The organism is Bifidobacterium sp. (genome assembly GCF_022640935.1).
GTDB lineage: Bacteria > Actinomycetota > Actinomycetes > Actinomycetales > Bifidobacteriaceae > Bifidobacterium.
The window spans coordinates 1-22,794 of record NZ_JALCCV010000030.1 but is presented as its reverse complement, the minus strand read 5'-3'; the positions used below and the strand labels follow the sequence as shown (position 1 = coordinate 22,794).

The following is a 22,794-nucleotide window of genomic DNA, read 5'->3' as shown; positions in this document are numbered from 1 at the left end:
CCCCACGGCATTTTTTCATATGCGCCGGTCGTTCCAACCAAGCTGGATATGTCGATTGTGGGCGGGGCAGTCCTGGCTCGCAGCTGCGTTCGGGGAGGGTGAACCTTAGTGTGGGATTATGCGCATGGACAATGAGACTCAGGGGACGCGAGCCATCAGGGCATTGATCGATGGCTCGCTCAGGAGCGCCTCGGGAACGCGCACGAACACCCTGCTGGTCGCGGGGCCGCCCTGCACAGGCAAAACCGGATTCGCGCTGCAGGCTCTGATGGCCGGCCTGCATGCCTTCGGCGATACGCGCGCGGTGATGACGGTCTCCAATCGCAAGACAGCCGATCGTTACGCCGACGAGGTCATCCGCCAGCTACAGGCCAGCTCCCAGGCGCGTCCGGTGACGACGTTGTCTGCGGTCGCGTTTCGCGTTATCGCCGCGATGCGTGCGCGTGAAGGTGCGTTGCCGCCCAAACTGCTCAACGGGGCCGAGCAGGATACCCTCGTGCGTCGGGTGATGTCCGTGCACGTTCGCCACGCGGTTGCGGGCGACGAATGCGCGACGTGCGCGTTGCTGCGCGAATATTTCGCCCTCGACGATTGGGCGGGCATGGTCACCGACCTGGCTGCCTCCCCGGACCGTGCCGATGGCCCGGCGGGCATGCGCGCAGACGCAGATGCGGACGCGGAAGCCACGGCGCCGTCCGCGCCGGCAGCCGCTGCCGGACGCGCGACGACGGAATCCCTATTTCTGCGCGGCATCAACGACGCATTCGTCGTGCAGCTGCGTGACATGCTCGCGCGCATGGATGAACTCGGGGCATCATATGGGCGTGAGCCCGAGATCCTCGACCGGCTGGGGCCGTGGAGCCCTCACACGGAACGATTGCGCGTGCAATGGCGGCTTGCATTCGCGTTGCGGCGCGAATACGCCGATATGGTCGGTATGGCGTATCCGGGGGAGTTCCGCCTCGATTCTTCCCGGCTGCTCGTCGAAGGCACGGATATGGCTGCTCATGCGCTGCCAAGCGAGCTGCCGCGCTACCTGGTCGTCGACGATTTCCAGGACCTCACGTTGGCCGGGCTGGCCTTTTTGCAAGCCCTGTCGGAACAAGGGGCCACGCTGGTGCTGGTGGGCGACCCGGACGAGGCGGTGCAGACCTTCCGTGGCTCATACCCCGAATATCTGTACGCCAAGGTCGGGCAACCGCCGTTTTCGGCATATGCCATGCGGCTGCGGCCCGACAGTCAAGACGACCAATCCGGAACCAGCGAAGACAGCGCAGGCTTGGGGCGTGGCGAGACTCCTGCGGCGAAACCGGACAGCGAAACCATGGCGAATGCGCCCGCACCTGATTACCGGTCGTTGGTGGCTTCGCGGATCTCACTTTCGATCCTTTCGCCAGAGGATGATGCGACCGCGCCGTCGCGCCGCGCCTGGAAGCTGCCGCGCTACCTCGGCAGCCTGCCGATCGCCGCCTTGCCTGCGGCTGGCGATGCCGCTGCGCATGCCGCCTTAGCCACAGATGGCAGCGTTCATGCGGCATTGTACCGCTCGGCGAATGAGGAGCTGGACGATGTCATCTGGCAGGTCAAAGAGGCCCGACTTTCTCAAGGAAGGCAGTGGAACGACCTCGCGCTCATCGCGCATGACAACGTCACCGTGCGTGCCTTCGGCGAGCGGCTGCGGCGCGACGGGGTACCGGTACGCTATTCCTCGGTGACGCGGCCGCTGAAAGACGAGCCCTTCGTGCAAGGTCTGTTCGCACTCATCGAACTGGCGCGGCTGCGTCGGCGCCTGCTGCGCAAGAAGGCGGAGCTCGGGCTCGCCCGGGCGGTTGTGGGCGCCATCGGCGAATGCGCCGACGCATCCCGCGAGGTTGCCGATGACCCCGACATTCCTGCAGGAGCCAGCCGGGCGCCGTCGTTCGGCGCGCTTGCCGGTTATGTGCGCACACGAGTCGCGGCGTTGATGGACAGTCCGCTCATCAGCGTTGGCTCGCAGACGCAGGGGGAGGGATTGCCTGCCCGGCTGGCACCGGTGGAATCGGCGATGCAAGTCCTTGGCTCTCTGCACCTGGTGTTGCGGCGGGACAGAGCGGACACCGGCGACGAGCCGCCGGCGCCGCAGGAGGTCTCGTCGCTTGCCGGGCTCGAACGCGCGTGGAGCCGCCTTCGTGACAGCGTGCTTTCCGGCCGGAAGTTGCGCGGACATGACGCGATCCAGGTCGATGACCAAGCGTTTGCGGCATCGGCTGCAGATGAGGCAACCATGGAGCTGGATGCTGCGGCGTTGTATGTAATGCTGGCGTACGACGGTTTCGAAGATCTCACCGCCGACGGCATAGTCGAGGTGATACGCTCCGTTGGTGGACATGAACCCAATGCCGAGGCCTTCGGCCGGCTGTGGGACCTCGTGGCGCAAGTGGCCGAAGGACTGTCAACGCTGCCATCAGACGAACCGCAATATGCGTTGTCGTTGGCGTGGGACTCGTGCAAGGTGGCGGAACGATGGCAGCGCGAGGCGCTGAATAACACCGATGACGGCCGCACGGCCAACGATCGCCTCGATGCCGCCATGCGGCTGTTTGATTATGCCGCCGGCAGCGGGGCAAGCCGTGACATCACGGGTTTTCTCGAACAGGTGCGTTCGATGCGCATCGAAGCCGATTCGCTGGCCAAAGTCGCTCCTGTAGATCAGGCGGTCACGGTGACTACTCCGGCCGGGGCTGACGGCCAGCATTGGGCCGAAGTATGGATTGTGGCGATGCAGGAGGGCGTATGGCCGAATCTCGCGGCGCGCAACACCATGTTCGGCGGTGAGGAATTGGCGCAAATCATGCTGCGTGGGCAGCTCGCCGATGATCGGCAGATCGCGTTGACCGGGCATGACCCGCAATTGGCTGCAGTGCTGTGCGGCGAGCAGAAGAGTTTCCTCACCGCGCTGACCAGAGGCCGGCAGCGGGTGAGGCTCAGCGCGGTCGCCAACGACGATCTGTCACCTTCTGATTTCCTGTACGGCTATCTTCCCGAATTGTTCGACCGCCGGTCATCAGCCGATCCTGCAGCGCGCCCATACCGTGAAGTCGGCGGCTCCGGCGATTTCGCCGGACTCGATGCCGATCCCCGCGGTCTGGTGGCTTCGGCCCGCATGCTGCTTGCCAAGCAGGCGCTAAAGCTGCGCCATATTCCTGGGCGCCAGCGCAATGACGACGGCGGCGCAGCGAATGCGCATGCAGCAACAGCAACAGCGGCGGCAACGGTTTGCGAAGAGCCGTTGCGCATGACACTGCGGGACCCGGCTTCGACTGATGCCTCCGAGGCCTTGGCATTGCTTGCTTGCAATGGCATCGCTTCAGCCGACCCGGACAACTGGGCCTATCCTCAGCGGCAAGACGAGCCGGCGGCAGCGGGCGACGGCATTCCCGTGCGGGTAGCAGGGCCGGTGCGTGCGTCCGCACCAAGCCACGACGAACACCAGACGTCGCAGACCGACACGGACGGGTCAGTGGTCTCGCTCTACCCCTCTGCCGTGGATGGCCTGTGGGCCTGCCCGGTGTGCTGGCTGCTCGAGAACCGTTTCGCCGGCCCGCAGCAGGGCAGCGCGGCGACGGCTTTCGGCACCGTGATTCATGCGGTTGCGCAGCAAGCCAGCGAAAACGGCCTCGACAGACCGGATTTTCTGCCAGGGCTTGCGGCCCACGAGCGTATAACAGCAATCAGCGAACGCATGATGAGCATGTATCTGGAGCTGCGCGACGATCTCCAGGCTGCTGGCGATCCGGCAAGCCGATACAATGCCATTCGCAAAAACGACAGCGCCCACGACGTGCTGGAGACCATCGCCAGATATTTCGTGACATCGAACGAGAAGGAATATCTGGGCGGCAACACGGGAAGAATCAGCATCGGCACCGTGGCGAACGTCACGTGCGAGCGCTCGTTTGCCGCGGAGTTTTCGCTGGACGACGTCCTCGAAGCCTATAATGCCGTCAGGGGCATCGACCCAATCTCGCGCCGCGACCTCTATGGCATCATGGGCGCGCTTGTGGGCGGCTGGCCTGAGGCGATGCGCGAGAATCTGAAAGTGCGGCTTTCCGGGCGCATCGACCGCGAAGAAACGCGGCGTATGCCTGACGGCAGCACGGCAATACGGCTGCTCGACTACAAAACCGGTGCCGTCCCCGGTGTCGCCCAGCAGTTCAGCGATTTGCAGCTGGTATGCTACCAGCTCGGCCTGGCGTTTCCGACCGGAGATCAATCCGACGGCCAATCGCGCGGCAGCGCTCCGCGCATCGCCCAGTGTGACCTGTTCTACGTGGCGAAAGGCAAGATGCCGGCCGAAAGCTATGCGCCCGAAAGCCTGTTCCAGCCGCCGCTGTTCGTCGACGGGCACCTGAACGATATGCCCCTCACCGCGCGATACCACTACACAGATCTGCACAAGCTCACGGACACGGTTCCCTTGGACGGCGACGCGGCGCCCGACGATGTGGGCGGGGGAGCGTGGCGAGGGTTCGTCGCGTTGCGTGGCACGCAGGCGGTGTGGGCGCTGACGATGATCGCACGGGTGTTCTATGCCGCGGCGGCAAGCCGTTCCTCGATCTTGATTGCCCATCCCAGCGCCAGCCATATGCAACACTGCCGCATGCGCGCCGCATGCCCGGCGTGCTCGGGGAGCAGCGACACGGTGTTCGAAATCAGAAAAGAGGCGGGAGTGCATGGCTGAAATCAAGGACAGTCCAGAGCAGGCGCAGGCCATCAATGCGCCGGTCAATGATGACATGCTTGTGGTCGCGGGCGCGGGAAGCGGCAAAACCTACACGATGACCCGGCGAATCATCGCACTGATCAGACATGGCGTCGCTCCGCAGAGCATCCTCGGCCTGACCTTCACCCGCAAAGCGGCATCCGAGCTGCTCGGCCGCGTCTCGCAGGCGGTGATGAGCCAGCCGGCGTCGCAAGGCGCTGACGGCGGCACCTCGTTCGAGGCGATGAATCGGGCGTTTCTCAAGCCCGAAGTGCTGACGTATGACGCCTTTTTCCAGTCGGTCGTGCGCCAGTACGGCCTCTTGGTCGGATTCGATCAGGGCACACAGCCGTTGAGCGAGGCAGGGTCGTTCCAGCTCGCAGCCAATGTCGTCGACGAGCATATGGATCTGCTGGCGGGGCAGGATCACGGCGCGTTCGCCACAGTCGTGAATGCTGTGCTCGCACTGTCCAACGCCATTTCGGGCGCGATGATCGGCGGGTTTTGCACCAGCATCGAACAAGCCATCGCCCGCATCCGGGCATGGGACTCCGGGTTCCTCGATCAGCTGGGCGCTGCCATCGGCGACGAGACAATGCCCGAGAGCAAACCTGTGCCCAAGATGAGGAAACGGACGAAAAAGGAAAGCGACGAGCGTTATAGGCAGCGGCGTGAAGCATACGAGGCCGAATTGCGGCAGCTGTGCGTATACCGATGCGGCCAGCTGCAGCAGATCACGGCGCAGCGCGAAACCCTGCTTACGCTCGTGCAGGAATACCATGCGGCCAAACGGCGTCTCAATATGGCGCAGTTCAATGACTTCACCGTGGCCGCATTCCAATTGGTCACGCGATTCCCCTCGATCGGCGAACGCTACCGCCAGCGCTACGGCCATGTATTGCTTGACGAATACCAAGACACCTCCACGACGCAGGCCGCGCTGCTTGCCGCGATGTTCCACCCGGCACCACTTCAGCCGGCGTCGGCCCGTTCGGTTTCGCCTCGCCAGGCGCCGGGCGGAGAATCCGGCGACAGATCCGGCGATTTGGCTGCGATCGGGTCTGCAAGGTCGCGCAGCAGCGCGGTGGACGCCGTTGGCGACCCCTTCCAATCCATCTATGCTTGGCGTGGCGCCAGCCCTGGGGCGTTTCGCCTGTTCCAGCGGGATTTCGGGTTGGATGGCTCCAGGCGTCCCTATGCGCTCAGCGTCACGCGCCGCAATGCGCGCATCGTGCTCGAAGCGGCGAATAATCTGACCGCGCCGCTGCGCGCAGCAGGCCAGCAGCGGCGCAGCAGCTCACTCATGAGTGAGGTCGACGTCGGACGGCTGCGCGCGCTGGACAGCGCTCCGACCGGTACTTTGGGGGTTCTGGGATACGAGACGCTGGGCCAAGAGATCGATGCCGTAACGAGGTTCGCGCTCGCCTCGGTCGCCCGGCATTCCGGATATGGCGAGCAGAACGGGGGAATTCAGGGCAGCGGCCCCCACGTCGCGGTGCTTTTCCGCACGAAATCGCTGATGCCGCAGTTCGCGCAGGGTCTTGAGCGAGCCGGACTCACCGTGCAGATTGTCGGTTATTCCGCGCTGCTTGAACGCCCTGAGGTGCGCGACCTGCTCGCGCTGCTGCATGTGGCCGCCGACCATACCGATTCCGCGTCGCTGATGCGGTTGCTCGCCACTGCGAGATATGCGTTGTCGGCGCACGAGCTGCAGGTGCTTGCGGACATCGCTCAGGAACGCAACACTGAATTCCGCTTCCGTGCGTTGTCGCAGGCCGGGCTGGTCAGCGCCGATCTTGCCCGCAGCCAATGGGCGCAGGCCGTTAACGAGCACCGCGACGAGGTGCCTAACGCGGTGTTCCTTGCGGATGTGCTCGCCGGACCTGACCTGCAGCGGCTGCTCGCGCACGCGGCATCGCTCACCGTGCAGGGGCGGCAATCCATTATGCGTGCGGGCGCCGCAATACAACAGGTGCAACGCGTGCTCAATCATCCGCTGAACGATATCATGCGGACGGCGGTCGAGGCGTTGGACTTGGATATCGATACCGTCGTGGCACAGGCGCTCGCCCGTCCTGACCAGCCGGTTTCCCCGTCGAACGCACGCGCGCCGATGGATGCGGTCGTCCAGCTGATCGACACGTACTCGCAGGAGATCGCCGAAGGCCAGCGGGCCAGCTTGCGAGGTTTCGTTTCGTGGGTCGACGCGCTCGCCAGCATACAGGATCAGGGTTCTGCGCCCCCGGATGAATCAGCGGATGTGGCGCTCATGACCATTCATCAGTCAAAAGGGCTGGAATGGGACTCGGTCGCGGTGGTAGGCCTTTCCGAACGCACATTCCCCAGCAGTCAAGGCGACAATTTGAGCATCAGCCTCGATGATGAGCATCCCGGCGGCATGCATAATGGAGTGTGGACTGCGCCGCGATATAACCAGACCGCTGACACATGGCTGACCGATCCCGCCGCGGTGCCGGTTCCAGTCAGGGCGGATGCGGGCATCCTGCCACGCTTCCCGCATGACGCGCACAGCGGCGCGGATCCTATCCGATCGTTGCGGGCGTTGGAGGATGTCGAGCAGATCGACGACGAGATCTTCGGTGACATGCGTACTGCTGCGCCACTCAACGACGACATCGGATATGAGGATCGCGAGGCATGGTATCTGACTCAGCAAGAGGAATACGGCAGCCGCCTGCACGCCGACGAGCGGCGGCTGGCGTATGTGGCGCTGACCCGCGCGCGGGAGGAGGCGCTGCTGACCTACAGTGCCACGAAAGAGACCGGCCGCAAGCCTGGCGAGGAAAAGCTCCGGCGTGTCGGGCCATCGAATTTCTGGATTGAGGTGCGTGACTCACTGTGCCGGCATGACGATATCGCCATGCCGCAGGCCGATCGGCAGCATGCGCACGGGCACAGCCTCGCCGCGGCTGAGGCCGCGTTGCCTGATGGATTCTTCGTGGGCGAGCATGCCGGATGGTACCAGCGGCTCGTGGTGAGCGAAGCTTGGCAATCCGAGCTGGAGGATGAGGAAGGCCCGGCGGAGCTGCCTTGGCCCAGCACGATGAGCGCCGGCATTTCGAACGCGCTGCGCGTTTCAGCGGATACGGTGCGCGGGGCGCTGACCCGCCGTCGGCGTTCGGGCCCAATCGAAACCTCGGCTGGGACCCCCGGCTATATCGGTGATGAGGCCCAGTGCAAGGCCGTAGATAAGCGCTGCGCCGAATCCGCGATGGCTGAATCGGCAACCCAGCCCGAAGGCGAAGGCCGCGAAGATACGGATGCCGGTGGAACGCTTCCCTCTGCGCGGTCACTGCTGCTCAGGGCGCAGCTGCTAGTGGCGGACGAGGATCTCATGCCATGGGAAATCGGCGGAGACGGGACTTCGGCCCGCACCCTGGGTGAGGTCGTGCGCGAACGGGGCAAACGCATTCTCGCCGGCCGGCGCCAGAATGTCACCGCGCTGCAGGCGCGCGCGGGATCGATGAACGCGCGCGCCGAGCAGCGGTTCTGGCGGGCGCTGGTACGGCCGATACCGCAGGTCGCCTCGCCCGCGGCGCGTTCCGGCACGATACTGCACGCCTGGGCTGAACGCTTCGTCAACGCTTTCGACCGTGAGGGCGATCTGCCGGACGACATAGTGGATGCGGATGGGGCAGCGGTCGTTGCCGAACCATCCAGCCAGACCCGGGCTCAGCTGCTGGCTGATCTCGACGCTGCCGAGCAAGCCGCCCGGCATGCTGCAGGCCAGGTCGGCGGGCAAACATCGGCGCGCGGCACCGACGACGCCAAGCAACGACGGATCCTGCTCTGGCAGCGTCGGCTGGCCGGCTCCCGTTGGGCCCGTCGGCGTCCGGCGTGGGCCGAACGTCAGATCGTCGTCGCCATCCCGCAGCTGGGCGATCAGATCGTCGTGGGCAAGCTGGATGCGGTGTTCTACGGCGGACTGACTGAAAATGGCGGCGATGACCGATCCAAACGCTTTACGATCGTCGATTGGAAAACCGGCGCCAAGCCACGCAGGCCGGAAGACGTCGAAACCAAGCTGCGCCAGCTGGACATGTATCGACTTCTGCTTTCGGCGATTGAAAACGTGCCATTGGCCGGCATCGACGCTACACTGTACTATCTGAATGAGCCTGAGGAAGGCGCTCGCGAGCTGCATGCCCGCGAGAAGACGGAACAGGAGATCTTGGCCGAGTTGAGCTCCGGCATCCCCAAGCAATCCGACAACGACTAGACGGCCGCGCCAGACGCGTCGTCCTGCGACTGGAAAACGCGTCGCACAGCCGTTTGACGACGGGATGCTGCGACCCTTGGACCCATGTGTGGGCGGGCACACATGACTGATGCAATATTAAGGGAGGCATCGTCATGCCCGCGCACAGGAACGTGCATGCCAGTGAAATCATCATTCGCCCGATACGCTGGGGCGACATCGACGCCATCGTCGAGCAGTTCGAGCGCATGTGGGGCGAGCCGTGGCAGCCACTCTCCGCACTGGTGTCGCGGCGTTTCGTCTTGCACTATCTTGGCGTCAGCACGCGCAGCCTGACGGCGTGGCGAGCCGGTCATTTCATGGGCGTCGCGCTTATCCGCATGCAGGGCGAGCCGCCACTGTTTGCGAAATCCAGCCCGGCATTGCATGCAGTGGACGAGGAGCTGAAGTCCAGCCCGATCGGAGAGGGCCTGTTGAGGGAAGTGCTGTCCGAGCAAGGCGTCGAGCGGCAAATGGAGACCGGGACGGGGATCGCCGCCACGGCAACAGCCGAGCTCGAGCTGTTCCTCGTCGCCCAGGATGCGCGCGGACATGGCATCGGCGGCGAGCTCTGGCGGCGCATGCTGCATGGGTTCGTCGGCGAAGGCATCCGCCGCTTCTATTTGCATACGGACGATACTTGCGACACGGAATTTTACGATCATCGGGGCATGGAGCTCGCCGTGGCCGTGCATCCGCAGGCCGGCGGCGCCGCGACTGGGCACCGCATGCCCGAAACGATGATGATCTACGCTGCGGATCCGCACGAACTGCTCGCCCGTCGCGGCCAAGCGTCAGGCAGGTCGTCCGGGCATGTGCCGGATCGTGGGCCGGCGCTCTCGATGCCGTGCGGATCGATGCCGAGCGGATCGGCGTCAAGAGAATCGATGCCAGGCAAGGAGAAGATGTGAGCAACTTCATCGCCGCTAGTGCAGCTGGGCAATCAACTCCGTCTTCGCCCGTGGTATCGGTTGCATCGGCCGCTAAAAGACGGGCGAAGACGCAACGCGCGGCGAGCCCTGAGAATGGCGGTCCCAGCCAGTCGCCCAAGCGTTCCTCGCTATACGCCGGGCTGTTCGCCATCCCGGGAACGAAGGCTTTCTGCATCTCGGGCGCAGTAGCGAGGCTGCCGACCTCGATGATGAGCCTAGGCATCGTGCTGGCGCTCAATCACCTGTACGACAATTGGGCGATCGCCGGCACGATGAGCGCTGCCTACATCCTCGCCCTTGCTGTGGTGACTCCGTTCTACGCCCGGCTGTTCGACCGTTTCGGCCAGCGGCGCGTAGGACGGGCCGTACTGAGCCTGCAAGTCGTTTCGATGCTGGCTTTCGCTTTCTCCGCATTGGTGCGAGTGCCCATCCCGCTGCTGTTCTCGCTGGCGGTGATCATGGGACTGACCCAGTTTTCTTTCGGCGCCTTGGTGCGCACGCGCTGGGCCTATGCACTGCGCGGGCCGGGCAACGAGAAACTGCTCAACACTGCATATGCTTTGGAATCCGCCATCGACGAGGTGGTATTCATTCTCGGGCCGATTCTGGCCGCGTTCCTGGCGACTTCGGTGCACCCGGTGTCGCAGCTCTTCGTGCCGACGCTCGCCTGTGGCTTGGGCGGCGCGTTCTTCTTCGCTTTGCGCGGCACGCAACCGCCGGTCATGGAGGCCGTCGAGGTGCAGCCGGCCGCTGAGGACGACGCCGATGTGCGTGCCGCGATGGGCAACGGCGCGCAAGTCGGAATGAAGCCCGACGACATCAAGATCCATCAGCTGCATCGCCACGGCCCCAGGCCCAAGAGCGTGCTGCTGTGCCAAGGCGTCCTTCCCGTGCTGGTGGTGTTCGTCGCCTTCAACATGAGCTTCAACGCCTTCGACGTCTCCGTCACCGCGATGATGAAAGCGCTGGGCAGGGAACAGCTGCTCGGCCTGCAATTGGCCATGTTCGCCGTTGGCTCCTGCATCGGCGGCCTGATTTTCGGAGCCAGGGAGATGAAGGGATCGAGCTGGCGGCATATGGTGCAGTTTCTTGCCTTGCTGACCTTGGGATATGTGCTGATCCGCATCTTCATGGACAATCTGCTGCTGCTGGGGGCGTTGTCCGTGCTATCCGGGCTGTGTGTCGCCCCGGTGTTCGCCACCGGCAATCTGATCGTCAAGCGCATCGTCCCGTCGCGCTCGCTGACCGAAGGGCTGTCATGGATCACGACGGCCGGTCAGATCGGCGCGTCGCTGGGGTCGTCCTTGGCCGGCATCGTGCTGGATGGCGCTGATTACCATGTGGGCCTGCTTATTCCATGCGTCACGACTTTCGTCACGCTGCTGCTGGCCATGGGCTGCTGGGCGCTCGCGCGGCGTCGTGCCGTCGAGGTTCGCGCACGGCGCGCCCGGGAAAGAGCGTCGATCAAAGCTGCGTGATGCGCGCAAGGTGCTACGCTCGAAAGCAGGCAAAGGCGTGACGCATATCAGAAATGCGTATGGAGATACAGCATGGAGGGTCGCAGATGATCAGGGTTGCAGTGGTAGGTGCAAAGGGGCGCATGGGGTCGAGCGTGGTGCAGGCGGTGAATGGCGCCGACGATATGACGTTGTCGCACACCATCGATCATGGGCAGGATCCGGCGCAGATCAATGCCGGCAATACCGATATCGCCGTGGAATTCACGGTGCCCGCTGCTACGCTGGGCAACGTGCTGACGCTTGTCGGCCAGGGCGTGGATGTAGTGGTCGGCACCACTGGCTGGAATGAGGACAAGCTCGAGCAGGTTCGGCAGGCTCTTGCCAAGGCGCCTCGCAAAGGCCAGGCAGTGTGCGTCGCGCCGAACTTCGCGATTTCCGCGGTGTTGGCCGACTATTTCGCCGCGCAGGCGGCACGGTATTTCGAATCCGTCGAAGTTGTGGAGATGCATCATCCCGACAAAGTCGACGCGCCTTCAGGCACAGCCATCCATACGGCGCAGGCCATCGCTGCGGCCCGCCGCGAGGCTGGCCTCGGTCCGGTGCCGGACGGCACGCTAACCGATGGCGGCTCGCGCGGGCAGGTGATCGACGGCGTGCATGTGCATGCCGTGCGCCTGCGCGGATTGAACGCGCATGAGGAGATCCTGCTGGGAAACGCAGGGGAGCAGCTGGTCATTCGCGCCGACAGCTTCGACCGCAGCTCGTTCATGCAGGGCGTGCTGCTTGCGGTGCGCAAAGTCGTCTCCGGCGGATACCCGGGGCTGAGCGTGGGGCTTGACACCTTCCTCGACCTCTGAGTGCAAGGTTTTCGCCCTATGAATGTCGTCGTGCAATTTCGGCGGCAACGGCTGGTTCGAATGTATCAAACGCATGCCGAACCCTGTATTAGGCAGTTTTTCGTTTATTCGGCACTTGATGCAATAACTGGCGAATTCGGCGCGAAGCGTTTTGGCCGAATTCCGTTATTTCCGAGAGCCGGTATCGGGACTCGCCAGCGTTCGTGCCTGCGCAACCACCCGGATCTGCCTAATAGGATCCTCTCTCATTCGCCCAGCGACAGCTGTGTTATTGGCGACCTGCGTTATTGCGTCATCTGCGTCATGGCCTCGTCCGACTCGTTGACGATGTCCTCCATGGCTTTGCGCGCCGCTTCGCCGTCGCCTTTGCGAACGAAGGCCGCGACCTCGGTGTGCCGGCGCAGGGCATCGGCGTTCGCGACCTGCGGCATGAGCCGATGCTCGGTACGTCCTTGCAAGGTGGCGGCGACGATATCGCCCAGCGCAGCGAACATCGGATTGGCGCTCGCGCTCAGCAAGGTTCGGTGGAACAAGATGTCGGCCTGCAGATATTCCCGGCTGGTCGCGTTATTCGAGTAGGCGACCATATCCATCGTGGCCTGAGTGAGCACGGCCCAATCCTGCGGCGTCGCGCATTCGGCGGCCAGCTGCGCCGCGACCGGCTCCACCGCCACGCGCAGCTGCGACAGCTCATGCAAGGCGACGGGCCGATTCGGGCTGTTAAGCCGCCACCGGATGATCTGCGGGTCATAGGGGTTCCACAAGACCTTCGGATTGACGGTCGCCCCGGCTTTGCGTTTCACGCTCACCAGCCCCATGGATTCCAACACCCGTGTCACTTCGCGCGTGACCGTGCGTGACGGGTTTCCCAGTTCTGTGCTCGGCTGCGGAAGTCGCTCGCCCGGCGCGACGGCTCCTGTGATGATGCCCATACCCCACTCGTCGAGAAGTTTGTCGTGCAATGTAGCGTCGTCCTGCGGCTTCGTGGCCTGTCCGGCATCATCCGTCGAGACGGCCGGTTTCCGCTCTTCGGATTTCGAAGTCTCAATGCGGGCAAGCCGCGCCATAGTCGTATGTTTCGGCATTGCCGATCTCGCCTTCACAGGCGCCTTCGTCGCCAACAAAGACAATGGTGACGTCTTTTCCGCTGCCTTCTTCCCCACAGCTGCCCTCTTCATTGCCTCGTGCGTATCCGTCATATCTTCAGTATGTCACAATGCTGTCCCTGAGTGTGATATGGCATACATTTGAGACACGCTGCGCGATAACGCATTGCGTAATCACTCGAATGGTGACTATAGTTTGAATATGGCATGCAAAACAATGTTGTTTGCCAGAATATAACATATGTAATGTGCATATCCTTCTCAAAGAAGAGGTGGCAGATGAATAATGTGGTCGTCCTTGCGGCGAGCGCACCGAATCTGAATTCGACGCAGCTGGGCATCAGCGTGATCGCCAGCATCGTCGTGCTGGTGCTGCTGGTTACCGTAGCAAAGCTTCATCCGTTCGTATCGCTGATCTTGGCCGGGCTTGTCGTCGGCATCGGCTCGGGCTTCGGACCGGTCAATACCATAACCAGTTTCAGCACATCCTTTGGCTCCACGATGGCCAGTGTGGGCATCCTCATCGGCCTGGGCTCCATGCTCGGCAGGGTGCTTATGGATACCGGCGCCGCCGACAGCATCGTCGACACGCTGGTCGGGCGCTCCTCGCCGGCCATGATCCCTTGGACCATGGCAGCGATCGGCGCGCTGATCGGCCTGCCGATGTTCTTTGAAGTCGGCTTGGTCATGCTCGTGCCCGTGATCGTCCTGGTCACCCGGCGCACCGGCCTGCCGTTGATGAAAGTGGCGATCCCCACACTGGCGGGTTTGTCGGTGATGCACGCGTGCGTGCCTCCGCATCCCGGCCCGCTGGCGGCTTTGAGCTGCTTCCAGAACGCCAATATCGGCATCACGATGCTCTTCGGCATCCCTATTGCCATTCTGACGATCGTGATCGTCGGACCGGCATTCGCCCATATTTCCGCCAAGTGGGTGCCGGTCGGGGCGCCGGCGAACTTCGCCGGCTTCAAAGAAGAGCGCGGCGCGGGCGGTCGGAAGACGCCTTCCTTCGGACTTTCGGTGCTGTGCATCCTGCTGCCGGCCGTCCTGATGCTCATCAATGCGATCGGCGAGATCTCGGCTCCGGCCGCCTACACAGCTTCTGCCCCATGGACGCAGGTCGTCTCCTTCCTGGGCAATCCGGAGATGGCATTGCTCATCGCCGTGCTCTTCTCGATGTTCCTGCTTGGAGCGGTCGGACATATACCGTTCAAGAAGATCAATGAATCCTTGGGCGCAGCACTTCCTTCGGTCGCGGGCATCCTCCTGATCGTCGGCGGCGGCGGCGGATTCAAAGGCGTGCTCGTCGACACGGGCATCGGCACGATGATCGGTGATTTCGTCCAGAATTCGCATATCTCCATCCTGCTGCTCGGCTGGCTCATCGCCGTGTTCGTGCGCGTGGCCACCGGTTCCGCAACGGTCTCGATCATGACGACCGCCGGCATCCTCGGCCCGGTCATGGAGACCATGGGCGCGACCCCTGCCGCGATCGCGCTGCTCGTGCTCGCCATCGGCGCCGGCTCCATCTTTCTGTCGCATGTCAACGACGCCGGCTTCTGGCTGGTCAAAGAGTACTTCAACCTCGACGTCGGCCAGACTTTCAAAACCTGGTCCGTGCTCGAATGCCTGCTCTCCGTCGTCATCTTCGGCCTGGTGCTTATCGCCAGCATCTTCGTCCCGATTCCGGCCTGACCATAACGACATGGCAAGGCCGTGTCGGATGCGATGGCGATACATGATATAAGAACAGAACCCAGCAAGGAAAACGTCTCGAAAGGAAAGTTGCTATGACTCAATATGCAACCGATGCCAAGGTCAGGGGAATCTCTGAGAATACGGTCCCCGAAGGCTATCTACACGAATCCACCCCTATTCTCGTCATCATGGGGGTGTGCGGCTGCGGCAAGACCTCGGTCGGCACGACCATCGCCCAGCGCCAAGGCTGGGACAGCGCGGAGGGCGACGATTTCCATCCACAGGCCAATATCGACAAGATGGCGGCTGGCGTCCCGCTCACCGACGACGACCGCTGGGGCTGGCTCGACAAGCTCGCAGGATGGATTCGCGAACATATCGAAAGCGGCAAGCCCGGGGTCATGACCTGCTCAGCCCTCAAGCGCGTCTACCGGGACAAGCTGCGGATGCCGGGCGTCGTCTTCGTGTATCTCAGCGGTGATTACGACACGGTGATGGACATGCTGTCCCATCGCACCGGACATTATATGAAGCCGGCCATGCTCGACTCGCAGTTCGAGATCCTCGAGCCGCCGGCCGCGGACGAAGTGCACGTGAGCGTCGATCTCGATCAGCATCTGACGATCGAGGAAGAGTCCCAGGCGGTTCTCGACGCTTTGCAGTTGTAAGAGCGGACACGCTTATCACTAATCAATGACGCGCTGGCAAATGGCGTGCGAGCGCATTGCGCTCACGCATCGCACTACGAAAGGAAACATCATGAAAATCGGCATGATCGGCTTGGGCCGCATGGGCGGCAATATGGCAACGCGGCTGAGAAACGGCGGGCATGAGGTCGTCGGCTACGATATGTCCGCCGACTCCGGCCGCGACGTGGATTCATTGGAGGCATTGGTCGGTGCGCTCGGCGCGCCACGCGTGGTATGGGTTATGGTGCCGGCCGGCACGCCTACGGACAGCACGGTCGACCGGCTTTCTCGGCTGCTTGAGCCCGGCGACTTGGTGGTTGACGGAGGCAACACCCGCTATCGCGAGGATCAGCGCCACGCCAAAGAGCTGGAGCAGCACGGCATTCATTTCATGGATGTCGGCACCTCCGGCGGCGTCTGGGGCGTCACCGAAGGCTATGCGCTCATGGCCGGCGGCTCCGATGAGGACTACGAGCACATCAAGCCCATATTCGAGGCCCTGAAGCCGCAAGGCGACAGCGGACTCGTGCACGCGGGCCCGGTCGGCGCAGGCCATTACGTCAAAATGATCCACAACGGCATCGAATACGGCATGATGCAGGCGCTGGGCGAAGGCTATGCGATGCTGGATGCCAGCGACCTGGTCGACAATCCGCGCGACGTATGCGATTCCTGGCGCGAAGGCACGGTCGTACGCTCCTGGCTGCTTGATCTGCTGGTGCGCGCGCTCGACGCCGACAAGGATCTGGAACATATCGCCGGGCGCGCGCAGGAGACCGGCGAGGCCAAATGGATGATTGAGGACGGCCTGAACATGGGCGTGCCGCTGCCGGTGACCGCAGCCTCGCTCTTCGCCCGGCAGAACTCGCAGCTTGACGATCCGATGACCATGAAGGTGGTGGCCGCGCTGCGCAACCAGTTCGGTGGCCATGCCGTGGACAAGGCCTAGCGGCGTTCGCTGTGCCAAACGGGGGTGCGGCTCGTTTCCTGATCGGTTTCGAGCTGCGCCCCCGTTGCATATGGTGACGATGAGTCCCGCCCGCGAAGTAGCGTTATGCAGTATGAGTGACGGTTCCATGCATCTTCTTGACCCGGCGCCGTTCGGACGTGTTCTGCCCGCTATGGTTACGCCGATGACGGCAGAAGGCTCCGTTGATTTCGATGCGGCGCAGCGCCTCGCCAGGCAGTTGGTGGACGATGGCGCTGATGGCTTGGTCGTCAACGGGACCACCGGCGAATCGCCGGTGACCCATATGGACGAGAAGGTCGAGCTGGTGCGGGCCGTGAAGGACGTCGTGCGCGTCCCGGTGATTTCGGGGGCGGGTTCAAACGACACGATCCATACCGTGCGCATGGCCGAACAGACGCAGGAGGCGGGCGCCGACGCAGTGCTCGTCGTGGCGCCATATTATTCGCGCCCGTCGCAGGAAGGCATTTTCCGCCACTATCAGGCAGTGAACGAGTCGGCCGACAAGCCGATCATCATCTACGATGTGCCCGGCCGCACCGGCGTGCACATCCAGCTGGAGACCTATCGGCGTCTTTCGGGCCTCAATCACATCAAGGCCGTCAAGGACGCCACGGGAGATATCGCTGGCGCCGTGCGTAAGCGCATCGAAACCGGTCTGACATGGTATTCAGGCGACGACGGGTTGTTCCTGCCGTTCCTGTCCATTGGCGCGGTCGGCATCATCTCGGTCATTGCGCATGTGGCCGCCGGGCCGATGCGCGAGCTCGCCGAAGCGTTTGATCGCGGCGACATCCACAGCGCGCAGAAGCTCGCCGTTCGGCTCGCGCCGCTTGTCGAGGCGCTGAACGGCAATGGCTTCCAGGCCGTGATGGCCAAAGCCGCGCTCAGCGTGCGCGGCGTGCTCGACGAGACGACCATGCGGCTGCCGAATGTCGGGCCCGGAACCGACGAATTGGCCCGCGCCGAGCAGGGCATGCGTGCCAGCGGACTTGTATAGCATCGCGTGCGCATCAATCGGCCTGGCCGGGCGAATCGCCTGACATCATGCGCCTCGGCCGGTGAATGATGACGAACAATCCCTCGCCCATGCACGAACATGGGCACCAAATAACAGAAACCCACTAGGACATATGGCAAGAGAACACATGACAACAGAAGAACCAACATCAGGCGCGACGACCGCGACGCACCGCCGCGGCAGCAAAGCCGGCAGGCGCAAGGCCGAGGCCTCGTACGAGGAGCCGCGCGAGGCAGACCAGGCGGCAGCGGAGTTCGAACCTGAGCAGTCCGAACAGCCGCAGCACGAGGAGAAGGCGCCACGCAGCAGGTCCGGCCGGTCGCGCGGCGCGCGCGGCGATTCCCGGCATTCCGGCTCGGGCCGCGGAGAGTCAGGCCGCAGTGATTCGAACCGCTCGCGGCCCAGCCGCTCGAACTCCTCGCGCTCCAATGGCCAACGCCGTTCCGGCCGCTCGAATGGCGCGGCGCGTTCCCCCCAGCAGGACGAACGGTTGATCGCCCCGCCGAAATACCGCAAGGGTTCGATGCGCATCACGCCGCTCGGCGGCTTGGGCGAAATCGGCCGCAACATGAACGTGATCGAGTACAACGGCCACATCCTGCTCGTCGACTGCGGCGTGCTCTTCCCTGAGGAAGAGCAGCCCGGCGTGGACCTGATCCTGCCTGACTTCGACTACATCAAGGACCGTCTCGATGATGTCGACGCGCTCGTGCTCACCCATGGGCATGAGGATCATATCGGCGGCGTGCCCTTCCTGCTTAAATTGCGTCCGGACATTCCACTGATCGGCTCCAAGCTCACGCTCGCCTTCGTGAAGGCGAAGTGCGAGGAGCACCATCAGAATCCGACGATGATCGAAGTAAATGGCCGTGACAAGCTCAAGGTCGGCCCCTTCAATCTCGAATTCATCGCCGTCACGCACTCCATCCCCGACGCATTGGCTGTGCATGTGCGCACCGCCGCCGGCACGCTGATCGACACCGGCGACTTGAAGCTCGACCAGCTGCCGCTCGACCACCGCATCACCGATCTCGTGGAATTCGGCAAGCTCGGCGAGCAGGGCGTCGACCTGCTCATGATGGATTCGACCAACGCCGAGGTGCCCGGTTTCGTCAAGCCTGAGACTTCGATCGGGCCGGAGCTTGAACGGGTGTTCTCCGAAGCCACGCGCAAGATCATCGTGGCGAGCTTCTCCAGCCACGTCCACCGCGTGCAGCAGGTCGTGGACGCCGCCCACAAGATCGGCCGCAAGGTCGTCTTCGTCGGCCGTTCGATGGTGCGCAACATGGCCATCGCGTCCGACTTGGGCTATCTGCATATCCCCGAAGGCACGGTCATCGACCTGAAGCAGGCGCATGACGTGCAGGACAGCAAGATCGTCTACATGTGCACCGGTTCGCAGGGCGAGCCGATGGCCGCGCTCGGCCGCATCGCCGAGGGCACGCACCGCGACATCACCGTGAACGAGTTCGACACGGTCGTGCTGGCCAGCTCGCTCATCCCGGGCAACGAGCACGGCGTTTACAAGGTCATCAACAAGCTCGTGCAGAAGGGCGCGCGCGTCGTCAACAAGGACAGCGCCGCCATCCATGTCTCCGGGCATGCCGACGAGGGCGAGCTGCTCTACCTGTACAACATCATCAAGCCCAAGTGCGCGATGCCGATCCACGGCGAGAACCGCCACTTGGTCGCCAACGGCCTGATCGCCGTCAAGACCGGCGTGAATCCGAACAACGTCGTGCTGGCAGAGGATGGCGACGTCGTCGATCTGTACCATGGCCAGGCTGCGGTCGTCGGTTCCGTGCCGTGCGGCTACGTGTACGTCGACGGCGATTCGGTCGGCGAGCTGACCGATGACGAGCTCGAGAAGCGCCGTATCCTAGGCACCGAGGGCTTCGTCTCCTGCTTCGCCGTGGTCGATACCGATCACTCGGACGTCGTGTCCGGGCCGAAGATCTACCTGAATGCCATGGCCGAGGACGAAAGCGATTTCGGGCAGGTGCGCAGCCAGATCATCCAGCAGCTCGAAGACGCGATGATGCAGGGCACCAAAGACACTTACAAGCTCCAGCAGATCATGCGTCGCACGATCGGCAGCTGGGTGGCCCGCCAATTGCACCGCAAGCCCATGGTGGTGCCGGTCATCGCCGATATCGCACAGGACGTCGAGTCCTCCGACAGGCGCTGAGATGCGCCCGACCCGCAGCGGCTCGGAATCGGCAGGATTGTCGATGCCGACTTCATGCGGGCAAAGGGCCTAGGCCGCCGAGGCCCTCGAAACACAGTACAGTGCGACGCAGGATGAGACATCATTCTGCGTCGCACTGGCATAGGCGAGGCGAACCGCCGGGAGGAGAATCGCCGGGAGGCCGTCGCGTAGTATAAAACTGCTAACCATCGAAGTCACTTGCTTTGCATAGAAGGAGCGTCATGCCAGGAGCCAATCTCACCCGCGTCGAGGCTGAAGAGCGCGAACATATCGTGTCGGGGCCGGTTCATTATGCCGTCGATCTTGATCTGACGAAAGGCCCGAAGACCTTTGGCTCGCATACGACGCTGAGCTTCGATGCAACGCAGGGAGCCAAGACTTTCCTTGACCTCATCGCCGATGAGATCACGGCGATCACGCTCAACGGTGAGGCTCTCGACCCTCAGGAAGCCTATGCGGACAGCCGCATCGCGCTCAAAAGCCTCAAGGCGCATAACGAAGTCGCCGTCGATGCGCTGTGCCGATATTCGAATACCGGCGAAGGCCTGCATCGCAGCGTCGACCCTTCGGATGGCAACATATATCTGTATTCGCAGTTCGAAGTGCCGGATGCGCGGCGTGTCTACGCGGTTTTCGACCAACCCGACATCAAGGCGGTCTTCGATTTCACCGTGCTGGCGCCGGAAAGCTGGATCGTCACCTCGAATATGCCGGTGGCTTCCAGCGAAGCAGCCCAAGGCGAGACCGCCGAAGGCACGCTGGGCGATCACCCGGATGAAGGCATCAAGCGTTGGGTGTTCGAATCGACGCCGACGATGAGCTCCTACCTCACTGCGATCTGCGCTGGGCCGTACGCCCAATGGCACACGGAATACGCCAATGAGGACGGCCGCACCGTGCCGATGGCGATGTACTGCCGCCAGGCGCTCAAAGACGCGCTCGACAAGGACGCGGAGTATCTCTTCGACATCACGAAGAAAGGCTTCGCCTTCTACGCCAAGACTTGGGGCGTGCCGTACCCGTACGCCAAGTTCGACCAGATTTACGTGCCGGAATACAACGCGGGCGCGATGGAGAACATCGGCATGGTCACAATTCGCGATTCCTATCTCTTCGAGTCCAAGGTATCCGACGCGATGGTCGAGCGCCGCGTGGTGACCGTACTGCACGAGCTAGCCCACATGTGGTTCGGCGACCTCGTGACCATGAAATGGTGGAATGACCTGTGGCTCAACGAATCCTTCGCCGAGTTCATGTCGACGCTGTGCACCGCCGAAGCCACCGAATGGCACGATTCTTGGGCGACATTCACTTCCGGCGAGAAGAGCTGGGCATTGAACCAAGACCAGCTTTCGACCACGCATCCGATTGTTGCGCCGATCAACGATCTGCATGACACGGAAGTCAATTTCGACGGCATCACCTATGCCAAGGGTGCGTCCGTTTTGAAGCAGCTGGTGGCCTACGTCGGCCGCGAGCAGTTCTTCACAGGCATCAACCGCTATCTGACCAGGCATCAGTACGGCAACGCGACGCTGACCGATCTGCTGACCGAATTGGAAGCCGCCTCCGGGCGCGATCTCAAGGCGTGGAGCGCGCAGTGGCTGGAGCAGTCGGGCATCAATACGATTGCCGCCGAAGTGACAACGGCCGCGGACGGCACGATCACCGGCATGACGCTGAAACAATCAGCTCCGGATGAGCACCCGGTGCTGCGCGCGCATCGCTTGGCGATCGGCTTCTACGACGCTGACGCGGGCGGCGCCATCGTGCGCACCGAGCGTTTCGAGCTCGATGTCGACGGCGAGAGCACCGAAGTGCCGCAGGTCGTGGGCCGCAGGCGTCCGGCGTTTATCCTGCTGAACGACGATGACCTGACTTACACCAAGCTGCGATTCGACGCGGATTCGTTGAAATTCGCCGCCGCGAACCTGTACCGCTTCGACGATGCGCTCGCCCGCGCCACGATCTGGCTGTCCTTGTGGGATATGACGCGCGACGCGCAGTTCCCGGCTGAACGCTTCGTCGATCTGAGCCTGAAGATGCTCTCGACCGAGCATGAGGCGACCACGTTCCGCTACGCGATTTCGATACTGCGTGCCACGGTGATGCATTATGTCGCCGCCGAACGTTCTGCCGAGGTCGCGCAGCGCGCCGCCGCGCAGATCTGGCAGTTGGCCGGTGATGCGCAGCCGGGCTCCGATGAGCAGTTCCAGCTGGTCAGCGCCTATCTGGGCTATGGCAAGGAGCGCGACGCCGAATTCGCCAAGAACGCGCAAGGTCTGCTGAACGGCTCCATCAAGCTTGACGGCTTGGAGATCGACAACAACCTGCGCTGGTCGATCATCCACGCGTTGGCGGTCGCCAATCTGATCGACGAGGCTGGAATCGATGCGGAGCTCGCCAAGCGCGAGACCACGGAAAACCGCGAATTCGCCTACGGAGCCCGCGCCGCGCATTCCACTCAGCAAGCCAAGGAATGGGCTTGGGACCAGGCGCTGCACAACGACGGGCTGACCAACAGCCAGTTGGAGCGGGTCAGCCTTGGCTTCTCTCAGGCGAACGCCGAACTGTCCGCGCCGTATGTCGACCGGTACTTCGAGACCGTGGACTGGATCTGGGAGCATAAGACCTTCCACATGGCCGAAGGACTCATCAACTTCCTATACCCCTCGTACGCCGATCCCGCGCGGCTGGTGGCCGGCGGCACCCGCTGGCTTGAAACCCATCCGGACGCCGACCGCGCCCTGCGCCATCTCATCAGCGCCAATGTCGAAACCTCCCAGCGCACACTCAAGGTACGCAAGTACAACGAGTCGCTGTAAGGCTTAGCTGCAACGCGTCGCAGCCCTAGAC

At 63.1% G+C, this 22,794-nt stretch carries 12 protein-coding genes; 11 read left to right on the top strand and 1 reads right to left on the bottom strand.

Annotated features, from left to right (window positions below; all coding sequences use genetic code 11):
* Positions 1-124: 124 nt before the first annotated feature.
* The 5 genes from LKG04_RS07325 to dapB all read left to right on the top strand — a co-directional run bounded on the left by LKG04_RS07325 (position 125) and on the right by dapB (position 12,248).
* Positions 125-4,720 (top strand): PD-(D/E)XK nuclease family protein, encoded by a 4,596-nt coding sequence (locus LKG04_RS07325; RefSeq protein WP_291759493.1) that lies wholly within the window; start codon positions 125-127, stop codon positions 4,718-4,720.
* A complete protein-coding gene (locus tag LKG04_RS07320) occupies positions 4,713-8,981 on the top strand; it encodes an ATP-dependent DNA helicase (RefSeq protein WP_291759490.1) in 4,269 nt (1,422 codons plus the stop codon). Before LKG04_RS07325 ends, LKG04_RS07320 begins: the two co-directional genes overlap by 8 nt.
* Positions 8,982-9,115: 134 nt before the next feature.
* Positions 9,116-9,910: a GNAT family N-acetyltransferase gene (locus tag LKG04_RS07315; protein ID WP_291759488.1), complete on the top strand. Its 795-nt coding sequence runs from the start codon at positions 9,116-9,118 to the stop codon at positions 9,908-9,910.
* Between the two features lie 227 nt (positions 9,911-10,137).
* A complete protein-coding gene (locus tag LKG04_RS07310; RefSeq protein ID WP_291759889.1) occupies positions 10,138-11,409 on the top strand; it encodes an MFS transporter in 1,272 nt (423 codons plus the stop codon).
* Positions 11,410-11,495: 86 nt separating this feature from the next.
* Positions 11,496-12,248 carry a 4-hydroxy-tetrahydrodipicolinate reductase gene (gene dapB, locus LKG04_RS07305; protein WP_291759485.1) on the top strand — a complete coding sequence of 251 codons (753 nt, stop codon included), beginning with the start codon at positions 11,496-11,498 and terminating at the stop codon, positions 12,246-12,248.
* 284 nt (positions 12,249-12,532) lie between these two features.
* Here dapB and LKG04_RS07300 read toward each other — a convergent pair whose 3' ends face one another.
* A complete protein-coding gene (locus LKG04_RS07300; protein WP_291759483.1) occupies positions 12,533-13,333 on the bottom strand; it encodes a FadR/GntR family transcriptional regulator in 801 nt (266 codons plus the stop codon).
* Positions 13,334-13,633: 300 nt separating this feature from the next.
* Between LKG04_RS07300 and LKG04_RS07295 the strand changes: the two genes are divergently transcribed.
* The 6 genes from LKG04_RS07295 (at position 13,634) to pepN (ending at position 22,763) form a co-directional block, all read left to right on the top strand.
* A complete protein-coding gene (locus tag LKG04_RS07295) occupies positions 13,634-15,049 on the top strand; it encodes a GntP family permease (RefSeq protein ID WP_291759481.1) in 1,416 nt (471 codons plus the stop codon).
* Between the two features lie 95 nt (positions 15,050-15,144).
* Positions 15,145-15,720 (top strand): gluconokinase, encoded by a 576-nt coding sequence (locus LKG04_RS07290; protein WP_291759479.1) that lies wholly within the window; start codon positions 15,145-15,147, stop codon positions 15,718-15,720.
* Positions 15,721-15,811: 91 nt separating this feature from the next.
* Positions 15,812-16,690, top strand: a complete 879-nt coding sequence (gene gnd / locus LKG04_RS07285; RefSeq protein ID WP_291759477.1) for a phosphogluconate dehydrogenase (NAD(+)-dependent, decarboxylating) — start codon at positions 15,812-15,814, stop codon at positions 16,688-16,690.
* Between the two features lie 112 nt (positions 16,691-16,802).
* Positions 16,803-17,708 carry a 4-hydroxy-tetrahydrodipicolinate synthase gene (gene dapA, locus LKG04_RS07280; RefSeq protein WP_291759475.1) on the top strand — a complete coding sequence of 302 codons (906 nt, stop codon included), beginning with the start codon at positions 16,803-16,805 and terminating at the stop codon, positions 17,706-17,708.
* A gap of 148 nt (positions 17,709-17,856) precedes the next feature.
* A complete protein-coding gene (locus tag LKG04_RS07275) occupies positions 17,857-19,917 on the top strand; it encodes a ribonuclease J (RefSeq protein WP_291759473.1) in 2,061 nt (686 codons plus the stop codon).
* Positions 19,918-20,159: 242 nt separating this feature from the next.
* The gene (gene pepN, locus LKG04_RS07270) at positions 20,160-22,763 is read left to right on the top strand and encodes an aminopeptidase N (protein ID WP_291759471.1); all 2,604 of its coding nucleotides are present in this window, start codon (positions 20,160-20,162) and stop codon (positions 22,761-22,763) included.
* Positions 22,764-22,794 lie beyond the last annotated feature (31 nt).

Excerpts from the sequence above, each read along its gene's own strand:
- LKG04_RS07275 (WP_291759473.1), top strand. The coding sequence starts at position 17,857 with ATGACAACAGAAGAACCAACATCAGGCGCGACGACCGCGACGCACCGC.
- LKG04_RS07290 (WP_291759479.1), top strand. The coding sequence starts at position 15,145 with ATGACTCAATATGCAACCGATGCCAAGGTCAGGGGAATCTCTGAGAAT.
- dapA (WP_291759475.1), top strand. The coding sequence starts at position 16,803 with ATGAGTGACGGTTCCATGCATCTTCTTGACCCGGCGCCGTTCGGACGT.
- LKG04_RS07310 (WP_291759889.1), top strand. The coding sequence starts at position 10,138 with ATGATGAGCCTAGGCATCGTGCTGGCGCTCAATCACCTGTACGACAAT.
- LKG04_RS07300 (WP_291759483.1), bottom strand. The coding sequence starts at position 13,333 with ATGCCGAAACATACGACTATGGCGCGGCTTGCCCGCATTGAGACTTCG.
- pepN (WP_291759471.1), top strand. The coding sequence starts at position 20,160 with ATGCCAGGAGCCAATCTCACCCGCGTCGAGGCTGAAGAGCGCGAACAT.
- dapB (WP_291759485.1), top strand. The coding sequence starts at position 11,496 with ATGATCAGGGTTGCAGTGGTAGGTGCAAAGGGGCGCATGGGGTCGAGC.
- LKG04_RS07325 (WP_291759493.1), top strand. The coding sequence starts at position 125 with ATGGACAATGAGACTCAGGGGACGCGAGCCATCAGGGCATTGATCGAT.
- gnd (WP_291759477.1), top strand. The coding sequence starts at position 15,812 with ATGAAAATCGGCATGATCGGCTTGGGCCGCATGGGCGGCAATATGGCA.
- LKG04_RS07295 (WP_291759481.1), top strand. The coding sequence starts at position 13,634 with ATGAATAATGTGGTCGTCCTTGCGGCGAGCGCACCGAATCTGAATTCG.
- LKG04_RS07315 (WP_291759488.1), top strand. The coding sequence starts at position 9,116 with ATGCCCGCGCACAGGAACGTGCATGCCAGTGAAATCATCATTCGCCCG.
- LKG04_RS07320 (WP_291759490.1), top strand. The coding sequence starts at position 4,713 with ATGGCTGAAATCAAGGACAGTCCAGAGCAGGCGCAGGCCATCAATGCG.